The organism is Actinomadura logoneensis (genome assembly GCF_003428695.1).
Lineage (GTDB): Bacteria > Actinomycetota > Actinomycetes > Streptosporangiales > Streptosporangiaceae > Spirillospora > Spirillospora logoneensis.
In genome coordinates this window covers 1-2,710 of the sequence record NZ_QURH01000665.1, presented here as the reverse complement: position 1 = coordinate 2,710, position 2,710 = coordinate 1, and the positions used below count along the sequence as shown (strand labels likewise).

General features: G+C 73.4%; 4 protein-coding genes and 1 pseudogene. 4 read left to right on the top strand and 1 reads right to left on the bottom strand.

Going from position 1 to position 2,710, the window contains the following annotated elements:
• Both DZF91_RS40330 and efeU read left to right on the top strand, forming a co-directional pair.
• Positions 1-269 (top strand): annotated as a pseudogene (locus tag DZF91_RS40330) (ribonuclease D); the annotation flags it as partial.
• A 280-nt stretch (positions 270-549) separates the two neighbouring features.
• Positions 550-1,419 carry an iron uptake transporter permease EfeU gene (gene efeU / locus DZF91_RS25335; RefSeq protein WP_117359731.1) on the top strand — a complete coding sequence of 290 codons (870 nt, stop codon included), beginning with the start codon at positions 550-552 and terminating at the stop codon, positions 1,417-1,419.
• 33 nt (positions 1,420-1,452) lie between these two features.
• Here the strand turns inward: efeU and DZF91_RS25330 are convergent, their stop codons facing one another.
• Complete coding sequence (locus DZF91_RS25330) at positions 1,453-1,815, bottom strand: hypothetical protein (RefSeq protein WP_117359730.1); 363 nt, start codon at positions 1,813-1,815, stop codon at positions 1,453-1,455.
• A 237-nt stretch (positions 1,816-2,052) separates the two neighbouring features.
• Between DZF91_RS25330 and DZF91_RS25325 the strand changes: the two genes are divergently transcribed.
• Entirely contained in the window at positions 2,053-2,421 is a 369-nt protein-coding gene (locus tag DZF91_RS25325) for a BlaI/MecI/CopY family transcriptional regulator (protein WP_117359732.1), read from the top strand.
• 104 nt (positions 2,422-2,525) lie between these two features.
• The coding region (locus DZF91_RS25320) for a hypothetical protein (protein ID WP_199486881.1) at positions 2,526-2,710 on the top strand (185 nt) is incomplete at its 3' end.

Sequence of the window (2,710 nt, the reverse complement as noted above, 5' to 3'; positions counted from 1 at the left end):
CGCCCGCGCACCGCTGGGCCGAGCGCGACCCGGCCGCCGCCGCGCGGCTCACCGCCGCCCGCGCGGTCGTGACGACGCTGTCGGAGGAGTACACCGTCCCGGCCGAGAACCTGATGCAGCCGGACGCGGTGCGCCGCCTGTCGTGGTCGCCCCCGCCCGGCCCCGTGGACGCCGACGCGATCTCGGACGCGCTGCGCGGTCTCGGAGCGCGCGAATGGCAGATCGGCCTCGTCGTCCCGCCGCTGGTCAGGACCTGGTCGGAGCTCTGAGCCGCACGCCGGGGGCACGTTCCAAGGCCGCTCCGCCGAGCCGTCCGCGGACCGCGCCCCCGCCTCCGGCTCCCCCTGCCTCTGCGGAAGCCTGAGACGGAACCGGGCAGGAGCCCGGGCGGCGGCGTGCGGCGGATTCCTGGGTGGGGGCGGGGTCGCCTCCGGGCCACATCACAGGGGTCGGCTGTTGGGACACGCGGCGATTTAGGTTAGCTTTGCCTAAGCATCCTTTCCGCCGCAGGGAACCCGTCCCGTGGCCCGATCCCCGAGGAGCGTGGCGATGCTACTGGGCAACTTCCTCATCGGACTCCGGGAGGGGCTCGAGGCGGCCCTCGTGGTGAGCATCCTCATCGCCTACCTGGTGAAGACCGGGCGGCGCGAGGCGCTGCTGCCGGTGTGGATCGGCATCGGGGTCGCGGTCGCGACGGCCGTCGGGTTCGGGCTCGCGCTGACCGCCGCGTCCTCGGAGATGCAGTTCAAGACCCAGGAGCTGTTCGGCGGGGTGCTGTCGATCATCGCGGTCGGGCTCGTGACCTGGATGGTCTTCTGGATGCGCCGCACGTCCCGGTTCATGAAGAAGGAGCTGGAGGGCAAGCTCGACGGCGCGCTGAGCGTCGGGCCGGTCGCGCTCGGCACGGTCGCGTTCCTCGCGGTCGGCCGCGAGGGCCTGGAGACCGCGCTGTTCCTGTGGACGAACATCACCAGCTCGTCCGAGGGCTCGACGCAGCCGATCGTCGGCGCGCTGCTCGGCCTGGCCTGCGCGGTCGTCCTCGGGTACCTGCTGTACCGGGGCGGGCTGAAGCTGAACCTCAAGCGCTTCTTCGCCTGGACGGGCGGCGCGCTGATCGTGGTCGCGGCCGGGGTGTTCGGCTACGGCTTCAAGGACCTGCAGGAGGCGGACGTGCTGCCGGGCCTGCACACCGTGTGGCTGGAGCCGCACGAGTTCTTCGCCGAGTTCGGCTCGGCGGGCGACTGGCTGCAGACCGCCTTCCAGGGCGTCCTGAACGTGACGCCGCAGGTCACCGCGCTGCAGCTGATCATGTGGGCGCTGTACCTGGTCGTGGTGATGGCCTTCTTCCTGCGTCCGCAGGGCGGCCCGCCGAAGAAGGCCCCCGCGCAGCCCGCCCCCGAGACGGCCGCCTCCGCCTGACCCGCGCCACGGCTCCCGGCGGCAGAGGAAGCGCTACAGGTCGGGCAGCGGGTCGCGAGGCAGGCTGCCGGGATCGAAGACCTCGGCGTCGGCCGCGTTGATCACCGGGACGTACTCGTCGTCCACCTCGAAGACCGTCCCGGCGAACTCGAACGACGCGCCCGCGCCGGTCGAGACCGGGCCGATCCGACGCTCGCGCGGGTAGCTCCCCCACACGCCGCTCGGACGCGTCCGGCTGAACGTCCCGGTGCACAGCACCGTGATCCGCTCGCCGGTCACCACGAACAGGAAGCCCGCGCCGCCGGCGTGGCTCAGCGCGGGGAACACGTAGCGGATCTCCACCTCGCCGCCGAGGAACTCCCGGCAGCGCCGGCGCAGCGGACCCGGCAGCGGCATGGCGCGTCAGACCCTTCGCACTCGGGGGGACGGCGCGACGACCCCGACCGCCTCCATCATGCCCGTCCGCGCTCCCCCGGACCAGCGCACCGCCGAAGCCCGCCCTCCCGCCGCCCGGAGCCCTTCCGCAGGCCGGCGGCCAGGAGAGGATCACCGGATTTCGAGGGGGTATCACCGCCGGAACCGCGTGGCAGACTGAAACGGCGAGCACGCGGAGATCCCGGGGAGGTGGCCGCGGTGGCGGGTGGCAACGAACGGCGCGCGTCGGGTGCGCTGGAGACCGAGATCATGACCGTGCTCCAGCGGGCCGGACGGCCCCTCTCCACCTCCGACGTCCAACGGCTGCTCTCCGACGACCTCGCCTACTCCACGGTCGTCACGATCCTGACCCGGATGCACGACAAGGGCCTGCTGGTGCGGGAGAAGGCCGGCCGCGCGTTCCACTACGCGCCGGTCAGCGACGAGCCGGGCCTGGTCGCGCGCCGCATGCACCAGGCCCTCCAGGAGCGCGCCGACCGGCACATGGTGCTGGCCCGCTTCGTCGACACCCTCTCCGACCAGGACGAACGCCTCCTCCGCGACCTCCTCGAAGGACGCCCGGAATGATCTCCGCCCCGGCGAGGAGAGCGCGGCGCGAAGGGGCCGCGCCGAGGAGAGTCGCGGTGAGGAGAGGCCGCGGTGAGGAGAGGCCACGGTGAGGAGAGGCCGCGGTGACTGATCCGGACACCTACCTCGCGCTGCTGCTCCCGGTCGTGGCGGCGCTGGCCGCGCGGCCGGTGTCCGAGCGGCTCGCCCCGCGCACCGCGACCTGGCTGCTGACCGGCACGGCGGTCGCGCTGGCGCTGGCGAGCCTGGCCACGCTGGCGCTGTCGGCGCTGGGCGGCGCGCTGCGGCT